This is a genomic window from Micromonospora globbae (genome assembly GCF_036184225.1).
GTDB lineage: Bacteria > Actinomycetota > Actinomycetes > Mycobacteriales > Micromonosporaceae > Micromonospora > Micromonospora globbae.
Window position 1 is genome coordinate 20,389 of sequence record NZ_CP108084.1, and the last position, 24,500, is coordinate 44,888.

Sequence of the window (24,500 nt, forward strand, 5' to 3'; positions counted from 1 at the left end):
GCCCGCGCCTGCGTGAGCGGCGACCCGCTGACCTGCGGCGGTCGGGGTGACCGGGTGGGGGTCGACCACGCCACGGCGGATCCCGCCGCGCGCGTGGTCGCGCTCGGGCGGGCGCGTACCCTTGGGCATCATGAGCGTCCCGTCCACGACTTCGCGCCCCGTCGCGGCGAACTCCGTCTGGCCCCGACTGGAGCCGCTGTTGCCCCAGGTGACCAAGCCCATCCAGTACGTCGGTGGTGAGCTGGGTGCGGTGGTCAAGGACTGGGACGCGGCGGCCGTGCGCTGGGCGCTGATGTACCCGGACGCGTACGAGGTCGGCCTGCCCAACCAGGGCGTGCAGATCCTGTACGAGGTGCTCAACGAGCTGCCCGACGTGCTCGCCGAGCGGACGTACGCCGTCTGGCCGGACCTGGAGAAGCTGATGCGCGCCCACGGCGTGCCGCAGTTCACCGTCGACGCCCACCGCCCGGTGCGCGACTTCGACGTGTTCGGCGTCTCCTTCGCCACCGAGCTGGGCTACACCAACCTGCTCACGGCGATCGACCTGGCCGGCATCCCGCTGCTCGCCGCCGACCGGACCGACGCCGACCCGGTGGTCCTGGCCGGCGGGCACGCCGCGTTCAACCCGGAGCCGATCGCCGACTTCGTCGACGCCGCCGTGCTCGGTGACGGCGAGGAGGCGGTCCTGGAGATCACCGCCATCGTCCGGGACTGGAAGGCCGAGGGCCGCCCGGGCGGTCGCGACGAGCTGCTGCTGCGGCTGGCCCGCACCGAGAGCGTCTACGTGCCGCGCTTCTACGACGTGGACTACCTGCCGGACGGCCGGATCCAGCGGGTCGTGCCGAACCGCCCGGACGTGCCGTTCCGGGTGCACAAGCGCACCACCATGGATCTGGACGCCTGGCCGTACCCCAAGAAGCCGCTGGTGCCGCTCGCCGAGACGGTCCACGAGCGGTACGCGGTGGAGATCTTCCGCGGCTGCACCCGCGGCTGCCGCTTCTGCCAGGCGGGCATGATCACCCGTCCGGTGCGGGAGCGCTCGATCACCACGGTGGGCCAGATGGTGCAGCAGGGGCTGGAGTTCTCCGGCTTCCACGAGGTGGGCCTGCTGTCGCTGTCGTCGGCCGACCACTCCGAGATCGGCGACATGTGCTCCGGCCTGGCGCAGCAGTACGAGGGCACCAACGTCTCGCTCTCCCTGCCGTCGACCCGGGTGGACGCGTTCAACATCGAGCTGGCCCAGGAGCTGTCCCGCAACGGCCGGCGGACGGGCCTGACGTTCGCCCCGGAGGGCGGGTCGGAGCGGATCCGCCGGGTGATCAACAAGATGGTGTCGGAGGAGGACCTCATCCGCACCGTCGTGACGGCGTACACCAACGGCTGGCGGCAGGTGAAGCTCTACTTCATGTGCGGCCTGCCCACCGAGACCGACGAGGACGTGCTCCAGATCGCCCGGATGGCCCACGAGGTCATCAAGGCGGGGCGGGCGGCCACCGGCTCGAAGGACATCCGCTGCACCGTCTCCATCGGCGGGTTCGTGCCGAAGCCGCACACGCCGTTCCAGTGGGCGGCCATGGAGCGGCCCGAGGTCATCGACCGCCGGCTCAAGCTGCTCAAGGACGCCATCAACGCGGACCGTTCGCTCGGCCGGGCCATCGGCTTCCGCTACCACGACGGGGAGCCGTCGCTCATCGAGGGCCTGCTCAGCCGGGGCGACCGCCGGGTCGGCGCGGTGATCCGCAAGGTCTGGGAGAACGGCGGCCGGTTCGACGGGTGGAGCGAGCACTTCTCGTTCCAGCGGTGGGTGGACGCCGCCGCCGAGGTGCTGCCGGCCTACGGCGTCGACCTCGACTGGTACACGACGCGGGAGCGCGACGAGCTGGAGGTCCTGCCCTGGGACCACCTCGACTCCGGCCTCGACAAGGACTGGCTCTGGCAGGACTGGCAGGACGCGCTCAGCGAGTACGAGCAGGACGACTGCCGGTGGACCCCGTGCTTCGACTGCGGCGTCTGCCCGTCCATGGACACCGAGATCCAGATCGGCCCCACCGGCCGGAAGCTGCTGCCGCTGACGCCGGTCAAGGGACTGAAGCTGCCCACCGGCGCGCAGCGGTAGCGCCGACGCGGGCTCGTCCCGGGCGGCGTCGCCGACCAACACCGAGCGCGGGAACCGGCACGGTTCCCGCGCTCCGGCGTGTCCGGGCCCTGTCTTGCCGCCCACCTACCATGACACGGGGTGGGGGTGACCCGACTGGCCGTCAATGGATACGCTGCGTCCCACATGGACCGATTGGCCGGTCGGCGACGGGGAGGGCAGCAACATGGGTGACATCAGACCGCCGGACGTCGGCGATCTGACCGTCAGCGTCGAGGACCTCGACGCGGCGGCGGCGTACGTCGAGCGTTTGAAGCAGTACGTCGACGAGACCATCACCTACGAGATGGAGCGCATCAAGGAGCGGATGAAGGGGGACAGCGAGCACGGTCAGACGGTCCCCAACGGCACGCCCTTCGGGGCGTACGAGGACGCCCGGATGCAGTGGCAGGCGCTGACCACGTCGACGGCCAACATGGAGGCTCACATCAAGCAGCTCTCCACCCGGCTCGCCGCGCTCAAGAAGGGCACCGAGGACATCGCCCAGGCGTTCCGCGACGTCGAGGCGCGCAACGCCGCCACGGGCAAGGAGATCGAACGGATGCTGGAGTCCGCCGCTCCGCCGCCGCAGGCGGGCGGAACGCCGCCGTCCACCTACCCGTACACGGCCTGAGGGGGAGAGGGTCATGGCTGGAGGAACGTGGGAGCGGTGCGTCCGCGAGGTGACGCTCTCGGCGGATCCGGAGACGGTCGGTTCGGTCGGCGCGGGCTGGAAGAACCTGTCGACCGCGCTGGGCTACCTGCGCGACGCCCTGGCCGGGCGCTCGTTCATCGGGCCGGTCGCGCCCGGCACGGAGCGCCCGAACGTCGGCGGTCTGCCCGGCATGCTCGCCGGCTGGAAGGGCAGCGGCGGTGACGCGTACCGCGAGCACCTCGGTGAGATGGGCAAGGACATCGAGGAGCTCATCACCGACGCGAGCAACGTGAGCGGGGCGCTCACCCGGATCGAGGCCGACATCCGCAAGGCCGTCGCGAGCATCCCGATCCCGCTCATGGACGACTTCGGCTGGAACGAGTGGAGCCTGCCCAACGGCACCGAGCTCGACGACGCGCGCGACGGCGAGAGCCAGTCGGGCTTCCTCGCGGCGTTGCGCAAGGACTACCAGAGCAACCCCGCGTCGTACGCCGACGGCGCGTTCCGCGACAAGGCGGATGACCTGGAGGCGACCATGAAGGTCGACGGCCAGGCCAGTGACAACAAGCGGGGCGGCTTGTGGGACACCAAGTCCCACCTGGACAACTGGTACAACGACAACATGTCGGCGGCCAACAAGGCCATGTCGCCGCTGCCCACCGCGGTGGTCGACGAGCGCCCGAAGCTCATCGTGCGGGCGCCGTCCGGCCAGGACGACTACGGCGGCTACCGGCCGGAGGACCGCGTCCCGCCGACGGGCCGCCCCGACATCGGCGGCGGCTTCGACGGCGGAGCCGATCCCAGCAGCGTCCGCCCCTCCATCGACAGCTCGACCCCGAAGATGGGCGACCCCGGCCCGTACCGCGGCGACACTCCCAAGATCACCCCGCCGACGATCGGCGGCGGTGACCACGGAGGTGGCGGCACGGGTGGCATCGGCGGCGGCCCCGGCAGCCTCACGCCGCCGTCCGCCGGTTACCCGGGCACCGGCGACAGCGACTTCGGCACCGGCCTCGCCGGCGCCTCACCGCCCAGCACCATCGGAAGCGGGTACAGCGGCGCGGGCGGCCCCGGGCTGGGCAGCGCCGGGGCCGGCGGGATCGGCGGCGGCGGCGTGGGTGCGGCCGGCGGGATCGGCGGCGGTGGCGTCGGCGCGGCCGGCGGGATCGGCGTGGGCGCCGTCCCCGGCATGATGGGCGGCGGCAACGGCAAGGTGCCGCCCATGACCAGCGCCGCCAACGCCCTGCGTGCCGCGGCCGGTGGCGCCGGCGCCGCGGGCGCGGGCGCGGGCGGTGCTCGGGGCGCCGGGATGATGGGCGCCGGCATGATGGGCGGTGGCATGGGCGGTCACGGCGCCGGCGCCGGCAGCTCCGGCAGCGAGCACTCGTCGTGGTTGACTGAGGACGACGATCCGTGGGGCAGCGACGGCTCCGCGTCCCCGGGCATCCTGCGATAAGGACGGACGGATGAGGGTGAACGTCGGCGCACTCCGGCCGATCACAGCCGGCCTGCTGGCCGGGCTGATGGTGCTGGGGGCCGCCCAACCGGCGGCCGCGGCCGACCGGCGGGCCGAGCAGTGGTACCTGGACGAGCTGCGCATCGACCGGGCACACAAGGTCTCCACCGGCCGCGGAGTGGTCGTGGCGGTGCTGGACAGCGGCGTCGACGCCACCCATCCGGAGCTTCGTGGCCAGGTGCTTCCCGGGGCGCGCAGCTACGGCGCCCCGGGAGACGGGCGCGCCGACGAGGACGGCCACGGCACGCACATGGCCGGGATCATCGCGGCGCGGAACGCCGGGAGCGACGGCGTGGTCGGGGTCGCGCCCGACGCGAAGATCCTCCCCATCAAGCTGCGCAAGGGCACCGGCCAGAACAGCAACGAGGCGGTCGCTCTCGGCATCCGGATGGCGGTCGACGCCGGCGCCAAGGTGATCAACATGTCCTTCGGCGCGCCCGGTATGTCCGACCCCGACCAGGAGAGCGCGATCCGGTACGCGCTGGAGAAGGACGTCGTCGTGATCGCCGCCGCCGGCAACACGGCCGACGGCGCGGTGGACGTCAGCAGCCCCGCGAACACGCCCGGCGTCATCGCGGTGACCGGCACGACCCGGGGCGGCAGCTTCTGGTCGGGCTCCGTCCAGGGGCCGGAGGCGGTGATCGCCGCTCCCGGCGACGGCATCTTCAACATCGGGCCCGAGCACGGCTACGGGTGGGGCGACGGCACCTCGGACGCCGCGGCCATCGTCTCGGGCGTCGCGGCGCTGATCCGCGCGGAGCACCCGGATCTCGACGCGCCGAACGTCATCAACCGGATCATCCGGACCGCCCGGGACGCGGGTCCGACCGGCCGCGACCCTCAGTACGGCTTCGGCCTCATCGACCCGGTCGCCGCGCTGACCGCGGACGTGCCGCGGGTCTCCGCGAACCCGCTGCTCGGCCCGGCGGCCAGCGCCAGCGCGGCTCCCGACCAGGCGGCCGAGGACGACGAGTTCGACGTCACGAAGTACGGCGACCGGGGTGGCCCCACCGACCAGCAGGTCATGGTGATCGGCATCGGCATCGCCGTGGCGCTCGTGGTGCTGGTGGCGCTGGTGGTGTTCCTGATCTGGAACCGCCGCAGGTACCGGCGTGAGGCGGCCCGGGCGGCCGACGTCCCGGACGAGGCGCTCGACCAGGCGGCCGGTCACGGCTACGGGCAGCCCGGTGGGCCACCCGTCCCGGCCGGTCACCTCCCGCCGGGCGCGCCGCCGGCCCCCGGCGGCTACGGCTCCCCGGCCCCCGGCTACGGTCCCCCGACCCCGGGCGGCTACGGCTCCCCGGGCGCGCCGCCCGTTCCGGGCGGTTACGGGCCGCCGGCCGGCGGGTACCAGCCGCCCCCGCAGGGTGGCCCGTACGCCCCGCCCGGCGCGCCTCCCGCACCGCCGGGGTCGTACCCGCCGCCGGGGAGTGGCAACCCGTCCTGACCGTCGTGGCCCGCCGGGGACCGTGCGTCTCGGCGGGCCGCCGGCGTGGCCGCAGCGAGGCCGGGGCGTGTGGTCCCGATCGGCCGCGGGGGTGGGCGTGCCGGCCGGCCACGTGTGCCACGCCTGGCCGATTCGGTGCCCCTCCTCCAAGTGACGAACCGCACGGTTTCGGGGCCGATCACCGGCCGGTCACCGCGCTCTGGGAGGCGGTTCCCGCCGGGCCGGGACGACCGCTTCGTGCCGGTTCATCCGGGGTCCGGCTGCCCCGGCCGCGTCCCGTCCCGGGCCCTGCGCCAGGATGGAACGGACACGCAGGTTCACCCGAGGAGCTCACGATCGCCAGAAAGCCTCAACCCGAGGGCGGCCAGGCGCCGGTCGTCCAGCGCGTCCGGATCCGGTACGCCAAGCGGGGGCCGCTGCGGTTCACCTCGCACCGGGACTTCGCCCGGGCCTTCGAGCGGGCCGTACGCCGGGCCGGCGTACCGGTGGCCTACTCGCAGGGCTTCACCCCGCACCCGAAGATCTCGTACGCGAGCGCCGCCCCGACGGGTGTGGCGAGCGAGGCGGAATACCTGGAGATCGCGCTTCAGGCGCCGGTCGACCCGGAACAGCTGCGGATCGCGTTGGACGCGGCGCTCTCGCCGGGGCTCGACGTGGTGGACGCGGTGGTGGCGACCGGCGGCAGCCTGGCCGACCGGATCGAGGCGTCGTCCTGGCGGGTGGAGTTGCCGGAGGTGGACCCGTCCGCGCTCCGCGCCGCGGTCGACGCGTTCACCGCCGCCGGAGAGGTGCTGGTCGAGCGGATGACCAAGCAGGGCCGGCGCACCTTCGACGCGCGAGGGGCGGTCATCGCCATCGATGTGGCGGCACCGACGGAGACGCCTTCCGGGGGACCGGCCGTACCGTGTGCGATACTCGAAGTGGTCGTGCGGCAGGTCACCCCGTCCGTACGGCCCGATGACGTCCTTTCCGGCCTCCGCGTGGTGGCCGGCCTGGAGCCGCCGGTTCCGCCGCGTGTGACCCGGCTGGCTCAGGGCACGCTGACCGCGCAGGGCGAGATCGTGGATCCGTTGGATGCGGACCGCGACGGGGCAACCATCGGTGAACGCTGACCGACGGTCGGCGTTCAGGTAGGCAGACTTCGGCCGTCGCGCACCTCGCGCGCCGGCGGAAACACCTTTGCGGCGACCCTGCGTGGCAGCGCTCACCCGCGCCCGGGGCAGCCAGAACTGGAGAACGTCCATGCTCGAGAACGAGCCCGAGGGCGGCGAACGGCCCGGTTCACAGCCGGCCGGCGAGACCGCCGAACAGCAGAAGAACCCCGTGGACGGGGGCGCCGCCGGCGAGGCGACCGGCACGCGGGGCGTCGCCGACGAGGCCCCGGCCGCCGAGGCCCCACCCGCCCGACGGGCCCGGGCCACCCGGCGGCGTGCCACACCGGTGAACCAGCCGGAGCAGGTCGACGCGCCGGCCGCGGCGCCCGCCACCGGCACCGGCAGCGCGGAGTCCCCCCAGGCGGAGGTCTTCGCGCCGCTCTCCGGCGACCTCGACGACGCGCCGAAGACCCCGCGTCGGCGCCGCAAGGCGACCGCCGCGAAGGCCGTCGAGGAGCCGGTGGTCGCGGCGTCCGCCGAGGAGGCCTCCGCGGAGGTCGTCCCGCCCGTCAAGGTCACCCGTACGCGGCGGCGCAAGACCGCGCCCGCGGCGGCCGAGCCGGCGGCGGAGACGCCCGCCGAGACCGCCGGCCTGCCGGGCGAGCCGGTCACCGAGGCCGAGCCGGCCGCGGAGACCGCCACCGAGCCGACCCGACCGGCCGCGGAGACGCCCGCCGACACCACCGAGGAGTCGGCCGAGCCGGTGGCGGAGACGCCCGCCGAGACCTCCGAGGAGCCGGCCGCCGAGGCGGGACCGGCGACCGCCGAGGCCGGCGCGGCCACCGAGGAGACCGCCGGCGGGAAGCCCGGCGAGGCTCCGCCGGCCGCCGAGGCGGCCACGAAGCGGCCCACCAGCGGCGCGGAGCCCCAGTCGGGGGAGGTGCCGCCCGGTGTCGCCGTGCCCGGGGCCGCCGAGCGGTTGACCGAGCCGGCCGAGGCCGCCGAGCCGGAGGAGCGGCGTACGCCCCGCCGGCGGGCCGCGCTGTCCGCGCCCACCGTGCTCTTCATGCCCCCGCAGCCGGACGCGGTGCCCCTCGTCCGGGTCGTGGAGCCCGGCCCGAGCGAGGAGCCGGCCGGCGAGGAGCCCGCCGAGCAGCCCCGCCGTCGCCGCCGGGGTCGCCGCGAGGCCGAGCCGGTGGAGGCCGTCGAGGCCGAGCAGGAGCCGACCGAGGAGGCCGTCGAGGCCGCCGAGGCGGAGGAGGACGAGGACGAGTCCCTGGCGGGCCGGCGCCGGCGCCGGCGTGGCCGCCGCGGGCGCGGCCGGGGCAGGGGCGGCGTCGAGGAGGCCGAGGACGAGGAGTCCGAGGAGGCGGCGGCCCAGGCCGAGGCCGAGCCGGAGGAGGCCGTCGAGGAGGCCGAGGACGAGGACACCGACGGCGGCGAGGGGCTGACCCGGCGTCGCCGGCGGCGCCGCCGCCGGGGTGCCGGTGACACCGAGGCGACGGTCGCGGACGACGGCGTCCCGACGGTCGTCAAGATCCGGGAGCCCCGCCGGACCGTGGACGAGGTGCAGGGCGTCTCCGGGTCCACCCGGCTGGAGGCCAAGCGCCAGCGCCGCCGGGACGGCCGGGAGCAGCGGCGTACGCGCCCGCCAATCCTCAGCGAGGCCGAGTTCCTGGCCCGCCGGGAGGCGGTGGACCGCGTGATGGCGGTCCGGCAGCGCGGCGACCGTACGCAGATCGCGGTGCTCGAGGACGGCGTCCTCGTCGAGCACTACGTCACGCGCAACTCGTCGGCCACGATGGCCGGCAACGTCTACCTCGGCAAGGTGCAGAACGTCCTGCCCAGCATGGAGGCGGCGTTCGTCGACATCGGGCGGGGCCGTAACGCCGTGCTGTACGCCGGCGAGGTCAACTGGGACGCCACCGGCCTGGAGGGCCGCGCCCGCTCGATCGAGCAGGCGCTCAAGTCCGGCGACTCGGTGCTCGTCCAGGTCACCAAGGACCCGATCGGGCACAAGGGCGCCCGGCTGACCAGCCACATCGCGCTCTCCGGCCGGCACCTCGTGTACGTGCCGAACGGCAACGCGTCCGGGATCAGCCGGAAGCTGCCGGACACCGAGCGCAAGCGGCTGCGGGACGTGCTGAAGAAGCTGGTGCCGGACGGTGCCGGTGTGATCGTCCGGACGGCCGCCGAGGGCGCCAGCGAGGACGAGCTGGCCCGGGACGTCAAGCGGCTCCAGGCGCAGTGGGAGGACATCCAGGCCAAGGCGGCCGAGGGCGGCGCGCCGGTGCTGCTCTACGAGGAGCCCGACCTGGTCATCCGCGTGGTCCGGGACCTGTTCAACGAGGACTTCCGCGAACTGGTCATCGAGGGCGACGAGTCGTACGACATGGTCGAGTCGTACCTGTCGCACGTCTCGCCGGACCTGGTGCCGCGGCTGCGCCGGCACGTCGGCACGACCGACGTCTTCGCCGAGTACCGGATCGACGAGCAGATCCTCAAGGGCCTCGACCGCAAGGTCTTCCTTCCCTCCGGCGGCCACCTGGTGATCGACCGGACCGAGGCGATGACCGTGGTCGACGTCAACACGGGCAAGTACACGGGCGCCGGCGGCAACCTGGAGGAGACGGTCACCCGGAACAACCTCGAGGCCGCCGAGGAGATCGTCCGGCAGCTCCGGCTGCGCGACATCGGCGGCATCATCGTGATCGACTTCATCGACATGGTGCTGGAGTCGAACCGGGAGCTGGTGCTCCGTCGGCTGACCGAGTGCCTCGGCCGGGACCGCACCAAGCACCAGGTCACCGAGATCACCTCGCTGGGCCTCGTGCAGATGACCCGCAAGCGGATCGGCGCCGGGCTGCTGGAGGCGTTCAGCGAGACCTGCGAGTGCTGCAAGGGCCGCGGCGTGATCATCCACACCGAGCCGGTGCCGGAGAAGCCGCGTACGGGCGGTGCGGGCGAGAAGGTCAAGGCGGTGGCCTCGGCGGTCGCCGCCCCGGTCGCCGAGTCCGGCGGTGCCGGTTCGCGGCGCCGGGCGCGCAAGAGCGCCCCGGTGGAGCGCGCCGTGGCCGAGGTCAGCGAGGCCGACACCGACGCCGACACCACCGCCGCGGACGCGACCACCAGCGCGGCCGCCGTCACGGGGTCCGACGCGGCCACCAGCCACGAGGCCGACTACTACGACACGATGGGCTACGACCTCTCCCGCTACGAGACGGACACGGAGGCCGCCCCGGCGGTCGCCGACAGCCAGGCGGGTGACGCGGCGCGGTTGGCGGCCGCGGACGACCCGGACGCGCTCGGCGACGAGGGCGACGAGGAGGTCGGCGGCACCGGCCGGCGGCGATCCCGCCGTGGCGGCGCCCGGCGGCGTACCCGCCCGTAGCGGCCCTGCCCACGAGGGCGGACCGGCGAGTGGACGGCAGGGCCCCATCCCCGGCACGATGCGGGGACGGGGCCCGGTCCGTGCGGCGGAGCTGGTCGTCGCCGGCGGGGCTGTCGTCCGCGGCCGGGACCTCGCGGAGGGATGCCGATGCGTCTGCTCGTCGCCACCGTGCTGGTCACGGGCCTCTGCGCGGCCGGCGGCTGCGGCGGCACCGGCCCGGGGGCGGCGTCGCCGACCGGGACCGCGCCGGGCCCGACCGCGCCGGCCACGAGCGGGAGCGGTCCGACCGCGGGTCCGGCCACCGGGAGCGGTCCGCCCGCGGCTCCGACCGCCGGCCCGGCCGCCGGGGGTGGTGCGCCGGCCGGCGGGAACGCCCCGGCGGTCTGCGCCGCGGTCCAGCGGGCGGAGGCCACCGCGATCCGGGCGTACGACGAGGAACTCGGCAGGATGGTCGCGGCCATCGGGGCGAGCGACCACACGGCCGCCGAGACCGCCCGGCGCCGGGCCGAGGCGGCGCTCGACGGCTGGCGGCGCACCCTCCGGGAGCAGTCGGCGCGGGCCGCGGACCCGTCGCTCACCGCGCTCCTGCGCGACCTGGACGCCGAGGTCGCGGCGATGGGCACCGACGTGGGCGGGCTCGACGAGACCGAGCTGGACCGCCTCCGGCAGCGCCTCGACCAGCTCTGCCGGGGCTGATCGGCCGGGTCGGTTTGGGGCGGGGCGGGCCCATGGCGTACGCTTGCCTGCGGCGCACTCTTGTGTGCCGAGTTCCCGCGTGCCCGCGCCGCCGTGCCACTGCTACCCGGCGAGCCGCCGCGGGGACGACCACCAGCAGCCTCAACGACAGGGAGTCCGCCTCCGATGTACGCGATCGTCAAGACCGGCGGCAAGCAGTACAAGGTCGCCGAGGGCGACGTGATCGAGGTCGAGAAGCTCGCCGGCGCCCCCGGCGACGCGGTGCAGCTCACCGCGGTGCTCCTCGTCGACGGTGACGACCTGGTGACCGACGCGGCCCAGCTTGCCAAGGTCGCGGTGTCCGGCGAGATCGCCGCGCACACCAAGGGCCCCAAGATCCGGATCCACAAGTTCAAGAACAAGACCGGCTACCACAAGCGCCAGGGTCACCGCCAGCCGCTGACCCAGGTCAAGGTGACCGGCATCTCCAGCGGGAAGTAGGTCGTCCACAGATGGCTCACAAAAAGGGTGCGTCCAGCTCGCGTAACGGCCGTGACTCCGCGGCGCAGCGGCTCGGCGTGAAGCGCTTCGGTGGTCAGGTGGTCAGCGCCGGCGAGATCCTCGTCCGGCAGCGGGGCACCAAGTTCCACCCCGGTGACCTGGTCGGCCGCGGTGGCGACGACACGCTCTTCGCGCTGGCCGACGGTGCGGTCCAGTTCGGCACCAAGCGCGGTCGCAAGACCGTCAGCATCGTGCCGCAGCAGTAGTTCTCCGGCGTTGCGGGCCGTGGACCTGGTGTCCCGGCCCGCTTCGCGTTTTCTGATGCGGGGCGGTCCCCGCTGGAAGGATTGACGGCGTGACGACGTTCGTTGACCGGGTCGTCCTGCACCTGCAGGCTGGCGACGGCGGGCACGGCTGTGTCTCGATCCACCGGGAGAAGTTCAAGCCGTTCGGCGGCCCGGACGGCGGCAACGGTGGGCACGGCGGCAGCGTGTCGCTCGTCGTCGACCCGCAGGTGCACACGCTGCTCGACTTCCACTTCCGCCCGCACGTGAAGGCGGGGAACGGCAAGGGCGGCGCCGGCTCGCACCGGGACGGCGCCAACGGTGCCGACCTGGTGCTCAAGGTCCCCAACGGGACCGTGGTGCAGACCCTCGACGGCACGGTCCTGGCCGACATGGTGGGCGCCGGCACCACCTTCGAGGTGGCCCGCGGCGGCCGCGGCGGCCGGGGCAACGCGGCGCTGGCCAACGCCCGGCGCAAGGCGCCCGGCTTCGCGGAACTGGGCGAACCGGGCGAGAAGCTCGACGTGGTGCTGGAGCTGAAGAGCGTCGCCGACGTCGGGCTGGTCGGTTTCCCGTCGGCCGGAAAGTCCTCCCTCATCTCGGTGATCTCGGCGGCCAAGCCGAAGATCGCCGACTACCCGTTCACCACCCTGGTGCCGAACCTGGGCGTGGTGCGCGTCGACAACCACACGTTCACGGTCGCCGACGTGCCCGGCCTGATCCCCGGCGCGGCGAGCGGCAAGGGCCTGGGGTTGGAGTTCCTCCGGCACATCGAGCGCTGCGCCGTGCTGGTGCACGTCATCGACACCGCGACGCTGGAGCTCGACCGCGACCCGCTGGCCGACATCGACGCCATCGAGGCCGAGCTGAACGAGTACGGCGGCCTCGCCGACCGGCCCCGGCTCGTGGCGCTCAACAAGATCGACATTCCGGACGGCCGTGACCTCGCGGAGATGGTCCGGCCCGATCTGGAGGCGCGCGGGTTCCGCGTGTTCGAGGTGTCCACCGCCACGCGGGAAGGGCTCAAGGAGCTCACGTACGCCATGGCGGAGCTGGTCGAGGCGGCCCGCGCCGCGGCGCCGGTCGCCGAGCCCACCCGGATCGTGATCCGGCCGACCGCCGTGGACGACGCCGGCTTCACCGTGGAGGCGGAGCCCGACGGCTCGTACACGGTGCGCGGGGCGCGCCCGGAGCGCTGGGTCCGGCAGACGAACTTCGACAACGACGAGGCGGTCGGCTACCTCGCCGACCGGCTGGCCCGGCTCGGCGTCGAGGACCAGCTCGCCAAGGCTGGTGCCCAGCCCGGGGACCTGGTGCGGATCGGGGAGCGCGAGTTCGACTGGCAGCCCACCCTCTACGCCGGCGCCGACTTCGTCCCCGGCGTCCGGGGCACCGACCAGCGGTTGGAGGAGAGGCCGACGCGGGCCACCGCGGCCGAGCGGCTGGCCGCCCGCAAGGCCCGCCGGCAGCGTCCGGCCGACGAGATCGAGGCGGGCGGGGTCGAGGCGGACGGGGTCGGGGCGGACGTGGCGAGCGGCAGCGAGGACGCCGAATAGCCCCGTACCGTCCGCGATCGGGCCGTTCCGCGGAAACCTGGCGGAAATCCGCCCGGCATACCGTGAGAGGGTGCTGATCGAGTCCCGCCCCGCCACCGACCCCGAGATCGCCGCGCTCGTCACCGCCCAGCAGCGTGAGCTGCGCGAAGCCGACGGCGGGCTGGACGGGCAGGCGACGGCGACCCACGACGACATCCGCTACCTCGCGGTGGTGGTCAACGGCCGGGCGGTCGCCTGCGGCGGCCTCCAGGCGCTCGACGAGGAGACCGGCGAGGTCAAGCGGATGTACGTCCGGCCGGCGCTGCGCGGCCGGGGGATCGCCCGCCAGTTGCTGGCGGCGCTGGAGGAACTGGCCTACCAGCGCGGCCACACGAGGATCTGCCTGGAGACGGGCACCTACCTGCCGGCCGCCATCGGGCTCTACACCTCGTGCGGGTACGAGCCGATCCCCGTCTACGGCCCGTACGTCGGCAACCCGTACAGCGTCTGCTTCGCCAAGCGCCTGCCGGTGCGGGCCTGATCGAGCCCGGCGGCCGCGCGGTGACGGCGGGCGGCTGCCGGTCCTGACGGCGTCGGCCGGGCGCGGCCTGACGACGGCCGGGCGCGGGCGGACGCCTCACCCCGGCTCAGGCTCCGGTCTGCGCGTGCGCCACGGTGACCGGCTTCGACTCGGGCGAGGCGTGCTGGCGCAGGAAGATGCTCAGCACGATCAGCGTGCCGACCGCCAGGAACTCGCTCTGCCAGTTCTGCATCGACTGGAACCAGAAGTCGCTGGTGCCGAGGAACTGGAGCGCGCTGATCGGCGGGGCGCCGCTCTGCAACGCCTGCTCGGCGTTGTACTGGGCCGTGCCGCCGAGCAGGTGCCCGAGGAACGAGCCCGCGAAGATCAGCAGCAGCGCGAGGGACAGGCTGTTGCGGTAGATCAGCAGCGGCACCCCGCCCACGCGGACCGGCCAGGGCGAGGCGGGCGTGGCGCGGCGCTCGTCGTCCTCGGGCCGGTCCGTCTGGTCCCTCCGGTTTCGACTCGGCCGACCCCCGCTGCACCAGGTACGCGGTGAGCAGGACGTAGCCGCCCATCTGGAGGAACTCCGACTCCCAGTTCTCGAAGACCGCCTCGGCGAAGTGGCCCGTGCCCAGGTACGCGGGCCAGCTCAGCGGTGCGGCGCCGAACTCGGCCAGCTCCTCGTTGTGGGTCTGCCAGCCGAACACGCTCTGCAACGTCAGGAAGACGAAGAACGCGCCGAACATGGCGATCGTGAGAGCGTTGTTGCGGAGCCAGCGCGGCATCTCGACCTCCTTGGCGGTGATCCGTGACTCTCCGTTGCCCTACCGGATCACTCGGCAAACGCCGTACGGCAGGCACCACCCCGGTCGAGCCACCCGCCGGTCGGGTGTCGTGGCCTTCAGGGACGGTCGACGGGGGTGTCCAGCCGGCCGCCCGTGCCGTACTGGTTGGAGAGCAGCAGCCCGAGCACGAGCATGCCGAAGCCCAGCCCCAGGTGCAGCCAGTTGTCGGCGTTGTTGAGCGGCAGGAAGTTGGCCGCGCTCTCGTGCTTGATCACGAACCCGTAGAGCCAGATGCCGAGGTAGAGGGCGCCGCCGCCGGCCAGGAACAGGCGGGACGCCCCGATGGTGCGGGCCATCGCGAGGCCGAGCACCCCGAACAGCAGGTGCACGGCGTTGTGCAGGATCGAGATCTGGAACACGCCGAACAGCTTCGCGCCCGAGTGGTGCCCGGCGGCGGTGAGCTGGTCGTAGCCGGTGGTCACCCCCGGGACGAAGCCCAGCACGCCGACCAGGAGGAACACCGCGCCGACCGCCGCGGCGGCCAGCTGGACCAGGGGCCTCGACCCCGCCGGTCGGCCACCGCGGGCGTCCCGTGCCATCGATGCCACCTCCGTGGATTGCTCCGCCCGCGGATGCTCCGGGCACTGGTCGTACGGACCGTGTGGGTCACGCTCCGTGGCGGCGACGTGACGCAGCCGACGATCCTCCATTTTGAAGTCCGGACCGGGCGTGGCGCAGAGAAACGCCGGAACAGGTATGGACCCGGCGACGGAGGGTAGGTCATCCGGTGACGGCGGTGCGTTCCCCGCCATCTCCCCCAAGCACCACCGCGACGACTTATCGAGCGGAAGGGACATCATGACCTACGATCTGTCACCCACGACGGCCCCGTACGGGCCGGACTCGGCCAACGGCGGCGGCGTACGCGAGCAGGCGCGCCAGGTCGGCTCGGAGGCTGCCCACGCGGGCGGCGCGGTAGCCGAGACGGCCCGCGAGCAGGGCCGGGAGGTCGGCCGTGAGGCCGCCCGGCAGGCCCGCGACCTCTACGGCGAGGCCCGCAACCAGGTCGTCACGCAGGCCGGCGAGCAGCAGCGCCGAGCCGCCGGCGGCCTGCGGTCGCTCGCCGACGAGATGCGCGCGATGGCCGAGCACGGCGGTCAGTCCGGCCCGGTGAGCGAGCTGGCCCGCCAGGCCTCCGACCGCGTGCACGGTGTGGCCGGCTGGCTCGAGTCACGGGAGCCCGGCGACCTCGTCTCCGAGGTGCGCGACTACGCCCGACGCAACCCCGCGACGTTCCTCGTCGGCGCGGCCGTGCTCGGCGTGCTCGCCGGCCGGCTGACCCGCAACCTCGCCGCCAGCGCCGGCGACGACTCCTCGCACGCGGCCCCCGGCCCGTACGACGACCCAGACCGCACCGCGGTGATCCCGACCCCCACCCCGCCGTCGGTACGCCAGGCGTCGGGCCAGGTGGACGGCTACCTCGACCCGGCCCCCGTCGCGTACCCCGACCCGCGGACCACGACCAGCTACGCCGACCCGGCGGGCGGCACCGGTCAGCCGCTTCCTCCGGTGACCCACACGGACCCGCTGCCCGGCGTGCCGTCGCAAGGGACGGTGCGTCCGTGAGCGGCCCGAGCGTCCGGAAGGAGGCGGCGGCATGAGCGTGCCGACGCAGGGGCCCGGACTGGACGGCGCCCGGCACACCGCGGACGAGGTCCGCGGCAGTTCGATCGGTGAGCTGCTGCGCCAGGTCACCACGGACCTGTCCACGCTCATGCGGCAGGAGGTGGAGCTGGCCAAGGCGGAGATCCGCGAGGAGGGCCGCAAGGCCGGCAAGGCCGCGGGGCTCTTCGGCGGCGCCGGCTTCGGCGGCTACATGGTCGCCCTCTTCCTCTCGCTCGCGCTCTGGGCCGGGCTGTCCAACGTGATGGACGCCGGCTGGGCGGCCCTCATCGTGGCCGTCGTGTGGGGCGCGATCGCCGCCGTCCTCTACTCGAAGGCCCGGCAGCACGCGCGGAGCGTGCGGGGCCTCGCGCAGACCAGCGACAGCGTGCAGCGCATCCCCGACGCGCTCAAGCCACGTCCGGAGGGAGTCACCCGATGAGCACCGATCCCGACCAGATCCGCCGGGAGATCGAAGCCACCCGCAACAGCCTGAGTTCCGATGTGGACGCGCTGGCGTACAAGGTCAGCCCCGGCCGCATCGTCGACGACCGCAAGCAGCGGGTCCGTACCGCTCTGCAGAATGTGAGGGACAGGGTCATGGGAACCACGTCCGACCTCGGCCACGCCACCGGCCACGCCGCGCACGCGGTGGGCGACCGGGCCTCGTCGGCGGTCTCCACGGTGGGCGACGCCGCGCACTCGGCCGCGTCCACGGTGGGTGACGCCGCGCACCGCGCACCGCAGGCCGTCCGGCGTACGTCGCAGGGCAACCCCCTCGCGGCCGGCCTCATCGCCTTCGGCGTGGGCTGGCTGGCGTCCTCGCTGATCCCGGCGACGCGCCGCGAGCAGCAGGTGGCGACGCAGGTCAGGGAGAAGGCGAGCGAGCACGGCGGCGCCGTCACGCAGAAGCTCGGCGAGGTCGCGAGCGAGCTGAAGCAGGAGTTGCGCGAACCCGCGCGGCACGCCACCGAGTCGGTCCGGGAGACCGCCCAGGAGGCGGTCGCCGCCGTGAAGGACGACACCCGGTCGGCCGCCCAGGACGTACGCGACCAAGCGCACCAGGCCCGCCAGCACGTCACCCCCTGACCCCGACCTGACCCTGAACCCCGCCCACCCCCGGCCCCGCGTGCCCCCGAACCCGCGTGCCCCCCGCTCCCGCCCCCTCCCACCTCCGCGATCTTGCACTTTCGGCCCGCGGTTCGCGGCTTACGCCCGGTTCGCCGGGGCAGAAAGTGCAAGATCGCGGGGCTTGGGGGCGCGCGGGGGCGGGGAGGGGCGGGGAGGGGGCGGGGAGGGGGCGGGTGGGGTTGGTTTTGGGGGGTTTGTTGCGGGTAGCGCTGGCGTGGACCCGGGGGTTCCTGAGGAGGCGTGATGATGAGCAGGGCGACGAGGTGGGCGCTGGCCGGCGTCGGCACGGTCGGCGTCGTCGGGGTGGGGCGGCTGGTGGCCCGACGCCGCCGGCGGCACCAGCCCGAGCGGCAGGACGGGTGGTACGTGGTGCGCCGCGGCATCACCGTGGACCGGCCACGGGACGCGGTGATCGGCTTCTGGACCGACCGCGAACGGCTGGACCGGGCGCTGGCCGAGTGGGCGACCCTCGAACGGATCGACGGCGACCGCTGGCGGTGCGTGGCGGCGGACCCGGCCGGCGGAGGCACCGCCTGGCAGGCGGAGATCACGGTCGAGGGGCCGGGGCTGCTGCGCTGGACGGTCGTCGACGGGCCCGTCCGGCAGGAGGGACGGGTCGAACTCGTCGACGCCCCGCAGGACCGCGGCACCGAGATCCGCGCCGAGCTGCGCTACCGCTCCGGGCCGGTACGCCGGGCGTTCGGCCTGGTCGGGGGCGACGAGCCGGACCTGGCCCTCCGGGACACCCTGCGCCGGGTGAAGTCGCTCGTCGAGTGCGGCCAGATCATCGACACCCGGCGTGACCCGTCCGGGCGCAGCGAACGGCAGGAGCGGGCCACCGACAAGGTCCGGGAGAAGCTCACGACGGGAGGACGCGCGTGAGGGCGCTGTGCTGGGAAGGTGTCGGCAAGCTGGCCGTACGCGACGTGCCGGAGCCCCGGATCCGCGCGGCCGGCGACATCATCGTCAAGGTGCGGGCGAGCAGCGTGTGCGGCTCCGACCTGCACCTGATCAACGGATACCTCCCCGCGATGCGGGAGGGGGACGTCATGGGCCACGAGTTCATGGGCGAGGTCGTGGAGACCGGGCCGGGAGTGCAGCGGCTGCGCGTCGGTGACCGAGTGGTGGTCGGGTCCGTGGTCGCGTGCGGCGGCTGCTGGTACTGCCGTACCGAGCAGTTCTCGCTGTGCGACAACTCCAACCCCCAGCCGGTCCTCACCGAGAAGCTCTGGGGGCACTCGCCGGCCGGCATCCTCGGCTACTCCCACGCCGCGGGCGGCTACGCCGGCAGCCACGCCGAGTACATCCGGGTGCCCTTCGGGGACGTCGGCGCGTTCCCGGTGCCCGACGGGGTGCCCGACGACGCGGCGGTCTTCGCCTCCGACGCGATGCCCACCGGCTGGATGGCGGCCGACTTCTGCGGGCTGAAGGGCGGCGAGGTCGTGGCGGTCTGGGGCGCCGGCGCGGTCGGGCAGATGGCGGCGCGCAGCGCCCAGATCCTCGGCGCCGAGCGGGTGATCGTCATCGACCGGCTGCCGGAGCGGCTCGCCACCGCGGCCGCCCGGCTCGGCGTCGAGACGATCGACTACGCGCGCACCGACGTGCTCGAGGCGCTGCGCGAGATGACCGCCGGGCGGGGACCGGACGCCTGCATCGAGGCCGTCGGCATGGAGTCGCACGACGTGGGGCCGACCTACGCGTACGACCGGGTGAAGCAGTCGGCCCGCCTGCAGAGCGACCGGCCGACTTCCGTCCGCCAGGCGATCATGGCCTGCCGCAAGGGCGGCACGGTGAGCATCGTGGGCGTCTACGCCGGCCTGGTCGACAAGTTCCCGCTCGGCGCGGCCATGAACAAGGCGCTGGTGCTGCGCATGGGGCAGATGCACGCCCAGCGCTACATCCCGATGCTGCTGGACCGGCTCGCCGCCGGCGAGATCGATCCCGGTTACCTGGCCACGCACCCGCTGCCGCTCGACCAGGGGGTGCGCGGGTACGAGCTGTTCGAGAAGAAGCGGGACGGCTGTCTGCGTACCGTGCTGCACCCGGTGGGATGAGCGGGCCGCGCCGGCGGGTCCGGCGCGGCGGGCCGGGACGAGCAGGCATGCCTGAGGCGGGCGGGGATCGCCCGCCTCAGGCCGTCCGGCGGACGTTGGTGACGACGAAGCCGCTGGGCGGCAGCGCCGGCATCCGGCGCAGGCTCACCGCCAGGTTCTGCGGGGGTACGTCGTACCGCATGGTGCTGGTCAGGTTGGTGACCGCCCGCTTCATCAGCTCGATGGTGAGCCACTCGCCGGCGCAGCGGTGCCCGGTGTGGTGCTCACCGCCGCCCTGCGGGATCGGCGCGAACGCGTCCGGCGGGCGGCCCGCGAAGCGCTCCGGCCGGAACCGCTCCGGCTCCGGCCACAGCGCGGGATGGTGGTTGGTGCCGTAGAGGTCGAGCAGCACCCGGCGGCCGCGCGGGAAGTGGTGGCCGTGCCAGTCGAAGGAGCGCCGTACCCGGGCGGCGGCGGCCGGGAAGAACGGGTAGTACCGGCGGACCTCCTGCACGAAGAGCTCGGTGGCCTCGTCGTCGCTGCGGACCCGCTCCCGCCACGCCGGATGGTCGTGCAGGGCGAGCGCGGCGAACACGACGAACCGGTCGACGGCGACGGTGGGGCGTAGCACGTTGAGCAGTTCCACCGCGGCGATCCGGCGGGGCAGCGGGCGGCCGCGCGCGTCGCGGTGGTCGGCGATCACGCGCAGGGCGCTGCCGGTGGGTGCCGGCAGGGCGCCGGAGCGCGTACGGTCGACGAGGTCGCCGGCCCACCGCTCCCCACGCCGGCGGGCGAGCAGCCCCCGCCAGTGCCTCGGTCCGACCGCCGCCCCGCTGTCGATCATCGAGTGCAGGTCGGCGGTACGCCGTCCGACCTGCCCCTCCGCCAGCGGCACGCCGGCCCACGCGCAGACCGCCCGGGTGAGCATCAGGCCCAGTTCCCGGTGGAGCACGACCGGTCCGACCCCTTCCCACACCGGGATCCGGGCCCGCCACTCGTCGTCGAAGAGCTGGCCCAGGTGCCGGATGGCGGTCGGCGTCATGAGCGACATGAGCATCGCCTTGCGGTCCCGGTGCGCCGGGCCGTCGAGGCCCTGCACCCCGCCGCGCCCGGTCAACGTCCGCTGCACCCGCAGCGGCAGGGCGTCGGCCCGCTCGAAGCGGTCCTGGTCGTAGAAGAGCGTCGCGGCGGCGTGTCCGCGCAGGCAGATCGTCCGCCGCAGCAGCAGCCGGGTCTGGAAGACGTCGCTGTCGTACCGGTCGCAGCGCGAACCCATGAACCGGTAGCCCTCGCGGAGCAGGGCGAGCGTGCTGTCCGGGCTGCGGTCGGCCGGGGTGCTCGCCATCGGGGCCTCCTCATGGGATCGCCGGCGGCGGGCCGCCCCGGCCGGTGGCGTCTACCCGGGTCCGGGCCGCTGAATCCCGCCGGGCGCGGTGGCGGGGCACCACCCGTGCCGGCGACGCGGCGGCGGGTCCCGGGCGCCTCCGGCGGTCGCCGGGGCGGCTCCCGGGCGCCTGCGGCGGTCGCCGGGGCGGCTCCCGGGCGCGTGTGGCGGTCGCGACGCGCCGTAGGGAGGGGGCCAGCGACCATGGCGTGTCGGCCGGGGGAGGGGGCCAGCCGCAGCGGCGTGTCGACCCCGTTCCCGGGCTCTCGGAGCGGCGATTCCGCCCCTCGACGCCGTGCCCGCTGGCCCCTCCCAGCAGCGCGGAAATCTGGTTGGCTTGCGGAGACGGGCCCGCCACGGCACCGGCGGGGCGTACCGGAGCCGACGCGGCGCGGCACGGACGGCACGACGACGACGGGAGGACGGTCATGCGGGGGAACGACTCGGCGCAGTGGCGGCGGCGGTCGACCGGAGCGCACGGAGGCGGCCCGGGCCGGAGCCTGGGGATCGGCCGGGGCGACACGGGCCCGGGTGGGGCGGACACCCCGCTGATCGCCGCGCCGCGACGGCCGGCTCCGGGTCCCCGCTACTACACCGTGCACCTGGGCTTCACGGCCGCCAACCCGGAGCAGGCCCGTGAGCTGGCCGTCGGCTACGCCGAGGCGCTGAGCCTGCTGCGGCCCGAGCTGGCGCTCGGCGCGGCCGCCCTCTCCGGGGCCGACGCCTGGCACCGGGCCGAGCGCCTCTTCTGCGGCGCCGTCGGTCCGGACGGCGAGCGCTGCGCCGACGTCGCCGACCACCCCGGCTTCCACCACGCCCCCGGCCCGGGCGGCCTCGGCTGGGGCGACGGCGACACGTGAACCGGTCGCGGTCAGTCCAGGTCGAATTCGCCGTCCTGGGCGCCGGCCACGAAGGCGTCCCACTCCGCCTGGGTGAACACCAGCACCGGCCCGTCCGGCTCCGCGGAGTTGCGCATGCCGATCAGGTCGTCGACGAAGGCGACCTCCACGGCGCTCTCGGAGGTGTCCCCCTCGGCCCGCTGCCAGACCGCCCGGGACAGGTCGAAGTCGCCCTTGGGGTGCTGAGCCATGGTCATTCCTCCAGTGCACACGTCGCGGGGGAAACACGTGCGGATCCCCATCGGGCAGGATAAGCGGATGCCGAGCCTGACCCGTGTAGAGGCGACCGCGCGTGGCGCGGCGATTACCGTCGAGTCCTACGACGTGGACCTCGACCTCACCGGCGGCGGGGAGCTGTTCCACTCCCGCGTCACGATCCGGTTCCGGGCGACCCCCGGCTCCGCGACGTTCGCCGAGGTGAAGCCCGCGAAGCTGCTGGCCGTACGCCTGAACGACCGCGCCCTCGACCCCGGCGACCTGGACGACAACCGGCTGCCGCTGGCCGGGCTGCGGGAGCACAACACGCTGACGGTCGAGGCGGAGATGGCGTACTCGAACACCGGGGAGGGCATGCACCGCTTCGTCGACCCGGCCGACGGCGAGACCTACCTCTACGCCATGTCCTTCCTCGACGACGTGCAGCGCATCTTCGCCGCCTTCGACCAGCCCGACCTCAAGGCGCCGGTGACCCTCGCCGTCACCGCGCCGCCGGAGTGGACGGTGGCGGCCAACGGGCAGCTCGCGGCCACCCCGCGCCCGGGGCGCTGGGAGTTCGCCCCGACGAGGCCCCTGGCCACGTACTTCTTCTCGCTGATCGCCGGGCCGTACCACGTCCGGCGGGACGAGCACGACGGCGTTCCGCTGGCCGTCTACTGCCGGCGGTCGCTCGCCGAGCACCTCGACGCGGACGCCGACGAGATCTTCACCGTCACCAAGCAGTGCCTCGACCGGTTCCACGAGCTGTTCGCCGAGCGCTACCCGTTCGGCAAGTACGACCAGGCGTTCGTGCCGGAGTTCAACGCCGGCGCCATGGAGAACCCGGGTCTCGTCACGATCCGCGACGACTACGTGTTCCGCTCGGCGGTGACCGACAGCCAGCGGGAGCTGCGGGCCACCACGATCGCGCACGAGATGGCGCACATGTGGTTCGGCGACCTCGTCACCATGCGCTGGTGGGACGACCTGTGGCTGAACGAGTCCTTCGCCGAGTACCTGGGCACCCGGGTGACCGCCGAGGCGACCCGGTTCGGCGGTGCCTGGACGACGTTCGCGCTGCGCCGCAAGGCGTGGGGGTACGCCGCCGACCAGCGCCCCTCCACCCACCCCGTGGCCCCCGAGGAGGTCGCCGACGCGGCGCAGGCGCTGCTCAACTTCGACGGCATCTCGTACGCCAAGGGCGCGAGCGTGCTGCGGCAGCTGGTCGCCTGGCTCGGCGACGACGCCTTCCTGGCGGGGTTGAACGCGCACTTCGCGGCGCACCGGTTCGGCAACGCCACGCTGGCCGACCTGCTCGCCAGCCTCAGCGCGGCCAGCGGTCGGGACCTCACCGACTGGGCCGAGCGCTGGCTGCGCCGGGCGCAGGTCAACACGCTGCGCGCCGAGGTGCGGGTCGACGCCGACGGGCGCTACCGCGAGGTCGCCGTGGTGCAGACCGCGCCGCCGTCCCATCCGGTGCTGCGCCCGCACCGCATCGGCGTCGGCCGGTACGCCGTGGACGGCGGCGTCGAGCGGATCGAGGTGGACCTGGACCCGGACGCCGACGGTGGACGGACGGTGCTGGGCACGCTGGCCGGCGCGCCGGCAGCCCGGCTGCTGCTGCCCAACGACGGCGACCTCACCTTCGCGAAGGTGCGCCTCGACCCCGCCTCGGCCGACGCCGTACCGCTGGTGCTGCCGGGTCTGGCCGATCCGCTGGCCCGGGCGCTGCTGTGGGGTGAGGCGCTGGACGCGGCGACCGACGGGGAACGGCCCGTGTCCGCCGTCGTCGCGCTGATCGCCGCGGCGCTGCCCACCGAGACCGAGGTGATCATCGCCGAGGACGTGCTCACGATGAGCCGGTCGCTCGTCGACCGCTACCTCGACCCCGCGAGCCGGGAGGCGGCGCTGGCCCGAATGGCCAAGGCCTGCGCGGCGTTGCTGCGCGGCGCGCCGCCCGGCGGTTCCCTGCAGCTCGCCGCCACGCGCGGGCTCGTCGAGGCCACCGCCGACGCGGACCTGCTGACCGGCTGGCTCGCCGGCCGGGACGTGCCGCCCGGACTGGCCGTCGACGCGGAGCTGCGTTGGGCGGTGCTGCGCCGGCTCGTCGTGCTCGGCGCGGCCGGCGAAGCGGAGATCGCCGCCGAGGAGGCGGCCGACCGCAGCGCGGCGGGCGCGGAACGGGCCGCCCGGTGCCGGGCGGCGCTGCCCGACGCCGACGCCAAGCGGGCCGCCTGGGAGATCGTCACCCGTAACACCGAGCTGTCCAACCGGCTGGTCGAGGCGACCGCGGCGGGTTTCTGGCAGCCCGAGCAGGCCGAGCTGACCGCCGAGTACGTCGACCGGTACTTCGCGGACATGCCCGCCACGGCCCGGCGGCGTACGGCCTGGACGGCGGAGCGGGTGGCGAGCCTCGCGTACCCCCGCTACGCCGTGGCGCAGTCCACCCGGGAGGCGGCGGCCGCGCTGCTGGCGCGCGACGACCTGACCCCGGGGCTGCGCCGCGTGGTCACCGACGCCGACGACGACATGCGCCGCGCGCTCGTGGCACGCACCGCGGTGGCCGCCACCGTGGCCTGACAGCCCGTCCAGCCACAGCCGTCCCGAGCCCCCGCGATCTTGCACTTTCGGCCCCGACGAAAGGTACATGCCTCGC

At 74.3% G+C, this 24,500-nt stretch carries 21 protein-coding genes and 1 pseudogene; 18 read left to right on the forward strand and 4 right to left on the reverse strand.

The window, feature by feature from the left end; translation table 11 throughout:
• The first annotated feature begins 130 nt into the window (after positions 1 to 130).
• The 11 genes from OG994_RS00080 to OG994_RS00130 all read left to right on the forward strand — a co-directional run bounded on the left by OG994_RS00080 (position 131) and on the right by OG994_RS00130 (position 13,773).
• Entirely contained in the window at positions 131 to 2,116 is a 1,986-nt protein-coding gene (locus OG994_RS00080) for a TIGR03960 family B12-binding radical SAM protein (protein WP_120331158.1), read from the forward strand.
• A 205-nt stretch (positions 2,117 to 2,321) separates the two neighbouring features.
• A complete protein-coding gene (locus OG994_RS00085; protein ID WP_120331157.1) occupies positions 2,322 to 2,768 on the forward strand; it encodes a hypothetical protein in 447 nt (148 codons plus the stop codon).
• A 13-nt stretch (positions 2,769 to 2,781) separates the two neighbouring features.
• Positions 2,782 to 4,245: a hypothetical protein gene (locus tag OG994_RS00090; RefSeq protein WP_328851825.1), complete on the forward strand. Its 1,464-nt coding sequence runs from the start codon at positions 2,782 to 2,784 to the stop codon at positions 4,243 to 4,245.
• Between the two features lie 10 nt (positions 4,246 to 4,255).
• A complete protein-coding gene (gene mycP, locus OG994_RS00095) occupies positions 4,256 to 5,752 on the forward strand; it encodes a type VII secretion-associated serine protease mycosin (RefSeq protein WP_120331155.1) in 1,497 nt (498 codons plus the stop codon).
• A 392-nt stretch (positions 5,753 to 6,144) separates the two neighbouring features.
• Complete coding sequence (locus OG994_RS00100) at positions 6,145 to 6,864, forward strand: TIGR03936 family radical SAM-associated protein (protein WP_328853631.1); 720 nt, start codon at positions 6,145 to 6,147, stop codon at positions 6,862 to 6,864.
• A gap of 130 nt (positions 6,865 to 6,994) precedes the next feature.
• The gene (locus tag OG994_RS00105; RefSeq protein ID WP_328851826.1) at positions 6,995 to 10,237 is read left to right on the forward strand and encodes an Rne/Rng family ribonuclease; all 3,243 of its coding nucleotides are present in this window, start codon (positions 6,995 to 6,997) and stop codon (positions 10,235 to 10,237) included.
• Between the two features lie 147 nt (positions 10,238 to 10,384).
• Positions 10,385 to 10,933 carry a hypothetical protein gene (locus OG994_RS00110; RefSeq protein ID WP_328851827.1) on the forward strand — a complete coding sequence of 183 codons (549 nt, stop codon included), beginning with the start codon at positions 10,385 to 10,387 and terminating at the stop codon, positions 10,931 to 10,933.
• 165 nt (positions 10,934 to 11,098) lie between these two features.
• Positions 11,099 to 11,413, forward strand: coding sequence for a 50S ribosomal protein L21 (rplU, locus tag OG994_RS00115; protein ID WP_120331153.1), 315 nt, complete (start codon positions 11,099 to 11,101; stop codon positions 11,411 to 11,413).
• Between the two features lie 11 nt (positions 11,414 to 11,424).
• Positions 11,425 to 11,679, forward strand: a complete 255-nt coding sequence (gene rpmA, locus OG994_RS00120; protein ID WP_120331152.1) for a 50S ribosomal protein L27 — start codon at positions 11,425 to 11,427, stop codon at positions 11,677 to 11,679.
• 89 nt (positions 11,680 to 11,768) lie between these two features.
• Positions 11,769 to 13,253 (forward strand): GTPase ObgE, encoded by a 1,485-nt coding sequence (gene obgE / locus OG994_RS00125; RefSeq protein WP_328851828.1) that lies wholly within the window; start codon positions 11,769 to 11,771, stop codon positions 13,251 to 13,253.
• A 70-nt stretch (positions 13,254 to 13,323) separates the two neighbouring features.
• The gene (locus OG994_RS00130; RefSeq protein ID WP_120331150.1) at positions 13,324 to 13,773 is read left to right on the forward strand and encodes a GNAT family N-acetyltransferase; all 450 of its coding nucleotides are present in this window, start codon (positions 13,324 to 13,326) and stop codon (positions 13,771 to 13,773) included.
• Positions 13,774 to 13,879: 106 nt separating this feature from the next.
• Here the strand turns inward: OG994_RS00130 and OG994_RS31500 are convergent.
• A pseudogene (locus OG994_RS31500) lies at positions 13,880 to 14,540 on the reverse strand (DUF6766 family protein).
• Between the two features lie 116 nt (positions 14,541 to 14,656).
• Complete coding sequence (locus OG994_RS00145) at positions 14,657 to 15,139, reverse strand: DUF4383 domain-containing protein (protein WP_120331148.1); 483 nt, start codon at positions 15,137 to 15,139, stop codon at positions 14,657 to 14,659.
• 259 nt (positions 15,140 to 15,398) lie between these two features.
• On the opposite strand from OG994_RS00145, the gene OG994_RS00150 reads away from it, so the two are divergent.
• The 5 genes from OG994_RS00150 (at position 15,399) to OG994_RS00170 (ending at position 19,387) form a co-directional block, all read left to right on the forward strand.
• Positions 15,399 to 16,166, forward strand: a complete 768-nt coding sequence (locus OG994_RS00150) for a hypothetical protein (protein WP_328851829.1) — start codon at positions 15,399 to 15,401, stop codon at positions 16,164 to 16,166.
• A gap of 31 nt (positions 16,167 to 16,197) precedes the next feature.
• A complete protein-coding gene (locus tag OG994_RS00155; protein WP_328851830.1) occupies positions 16,198 to 16,644 on the forward strand; it encodes a phage holin family protein in 447 nt (148 codons plus the stop codon).
• Entirely contained in the window at positions 16,641 to 17,291 is a 651-nt protein-coding gene (locus OG994_RS00160; protein WP_328851831.1) for a DUF3618 domain-containing protein, read from the forward strand. Before OG994_RS00155 ends, OG994_RS00160 begins: the two co-directional genes overlap by 4 nt.
• Positions 17,292 to 17,579: 288 nt before the next feature.
• Entirely contained in the window at positions 17,580 to 18,215 is a 636-nt protein-coding gene (locus OG994_RS00165; RefSeq protein WP_328851832.1) for an SRPBCC family protein, read from the forward strand.
• Complete coding sequence (locus OG994_RS00170; RefSeq protein WP_328851833.1) at positions 18,212 to 19,387, forward strand: zinc-dependent alcohol dehydrogenase; 1,176 nt, start codon at positions 18,212 to 18,214, stop codon at positions 19,385 to 19,387. Before OG994_RS00165 ends, OG994_RS00170 begins: the two co-directional genes overlap by 4 nt.
• Before the next feature lie 76 nt (positions 19,388 to 19,463).
• Here OG994_RS00170 and OG994_RS00175 read toward each other — a convergent pair whose 3' ends face one another.
• Positions 19,464 to 20,711 carry a cytochrome P450 gene (locus tag OG994_RS00175; RefSeq protein WP_328851834.1) on the reverse strand — a complete coding sequence of 416 codons (1,248 nt, stop codon included), beginning with the start codon at positions 20,709 to 20,711 and terminating at the stop codon, positions 19,464 to 19,466.
• A 467-nt stretch (positions 20,712 to 21,178) separates the two neighbouring features.
• On the opposite strand from OG994_RS00175, the gene OG994_RS00180 reads away from it, so the two are divergent.
• Positions 21,179 to 21,610, forward strand: coding sequence for a hypothetical protein (locus OG994_RS00180; protein WP_328851835.1), 432 nt, complete (start codon positions 21,179 to 21,181; stop codon positions 21,608 to 21,610).
• A gap of 11 nt (positions 21,611 to 21,621) precedes the next feature.
• Here OG994_RS00180 and OG994_RS00185 read toward each other — a convergent pair whose 3' ends face one another.
• The gene (locus OG994_RS00185) at positions 21,622 to 21,840 is read right to left on the reverse strand and encodes a DUF397 domain-containing protein (RefSeq protein WP_091346888.1); all 219 of its coding nucleotides are present in this window, start codon (positions 21,838 to 21,840) and stop codon (positions 21,622 to 21,624) included.
• A gap of 67 nt (positions 21,841 to 21,907) precedes the next feature.
• Between OG994_RS00185 and pepN the strand changes: the two genes are divergently transcribed.
• Positions 21,908 to 24,424 (forward strand): aminopeptidase N, encoded by a 2,517-nt coding sequence (gene pepN, locus OG994_RS00190; RefSeq protein ID WP_328851836.1) that lies wholly within the window; start codon positions 21,908 to 21,910, stop codon positions 24,422 to 24,424.
• Positions 24,425 to 24,500 lie beyond the last annotated feature (76 nt).